The 1,581-nt window shown below is 58.4% G+C and carries 2 protein-coding genes; both read left to right on the plus strand.

Going from position 1 to position 1,581, the window contains the following annotated elements; all coding sequences use genetic code 11:
• On the plus strand, positions 1 to 1,211 hold a 1,211-nt coding region (locus tag Q4P78_RS08600), incomplete at its 5' end, for a site-specific integrase (protein WP_303339967.1).
• 160 nt (positions 1,212 to 1,371) lie between these two features.
• Positions 1,372 to 1,581 (plus strand): hypothetical protein (locus Q4P78_RS08605; protein ID WP_368660902.1); only part of this gene is annotated, 210 nt, incomplete at its 3' end.

Here is a 1,581-nt window from a genome sequence, read left to right on the forward strand (position 1 = left end):
TGAAGGGCATCACGTCGCGCACGGCGTACCCGCGGGCGAACGGGGTGGTGGCGCTGTATCTGGACTACTGCCGCCATGGAGAGCGAATGAATGAGTACCTGAAGCTGTATCTGGTGCCGGAGGAGACGAGGGAGGATAGGGCGAAGAATAGGGAGACGCTGCGGCTGGCGGAGACGGTACGGGCGAAAAGGGTGCTGGAGGTGCAGGCACGGGCTTTCGGGCTGGAGGAGGAGGTGCAGGGGGATGCGCTATTCTTCGATGTGGTGCGGAGCATCGTCAGCCGTAAGACGGGGGCTACGCGGGATAGCTGGCTGAACTTCTTGGCGCACGTGAGGAGGTATGCGGGGAATGAGGGGCTGAGGATGGGGGACGTTACGCGCAGATGGGTGCAGGGCTTTCGGGACTATCTGGACAGGAAGGCGATACGGGGGGCTGTCAATGGGAAGAAGCGCGGGGGAGAGCAGGGCTTTCGGGGCTATCTGGACAAGGAGGCGATACGAGGGGCTGTCAATGGGAAGAAGCGCGGGGGTGAGCCGATAGCGGAGTGCACGAAGGCGCTGCTGTTTCAGAAGTTGTGCGCGGTGTTTAACATGGCGCAGCGGGAGGGGATTGTCCGGACTAATCCGACTGCGGGGGTGGAGCGGTTCAGGATGGTGACGGGGGAGCGGGCGTTTCTGACACAGGAGGAGGTGAGGCGGCTGGCTAAGGTGCCTGCGCCGAACGAGGCGTTGGGGCGGGCGTTTCTGTTTTCGTGCCAGACGGGGCTGCGCTGGAGCGACGTGGCGAAGCTGCGGTGGGGTGATGTGCAGGTGTGGAACGGGAGGCTGCGCATCGTGTTCCGCCAGCAGAAGACGGGGGGACTGGAGTATCTGGATGTGAACGGGCAGGCGGGGAAGTTGATGGGTGCGCGAGGGCGGGCAGACGGATTGGTGTTTGAGGGGATGGGTGGGCGTCATGCTTCGAGTGTGAGTATTGCGGCGTGGGTGCGGGCTGCGGGGATTGATAAGCATATTACGTTTCACTGCGCGCGGCATACGTTTGCGGTGATGATGCTTGATTTGGGGGTGGACTTGTATACGGTGTCGAAGCTGCTGGGGCATCGGAGCATCGTGGCTACGCAGATATACGCGAAGATACTGGATAAGAATAAGCGGGAGGCGGTGGAGCGTATTCCGGATATATTGGGGGAAGATAGTGTGGGCAGGGTGTAACTTTATGAATCTTTTTCGCGTAATAATTCCCGCGTATGGGAATTGTTGTTACCTTTGCTCCCGCTTAGTCAGGCTGCACTCGGCATAGCTTAAGAATGTCTCTGACCTTCTTCGCTCTGCTCTCGCTTGCACTGACTTTGCTCTCGCAAAAGAAAAGTAAATGAAGGTAGTTTTCAAGGAAGAGGCTCTGGAGGAGCTCTACGAGACTCGCAAAACGAAGGACAGCAAGTATAAGAAGCTCTGCCGAAACAAGAAGCTGGTAGACGGGTATGTTCGCGCAGTGGAAACGATGTTAGCGGTCAAGAATGTAGAAAAACTTCGGGAGCACAGCTACCTGCACTATGAGCGGTTAAGGCATCAGGGCGCAGAG

It is taken from the genome of Rothia sp. (in: high G+C Gram-positive bacteria) (genome assembly GCF_030540545.1).
Lineage (GTDB): Bacteria > Actinomycetota > Actinomycetes > Actinomycetales > Micrococcaceae > Rothia.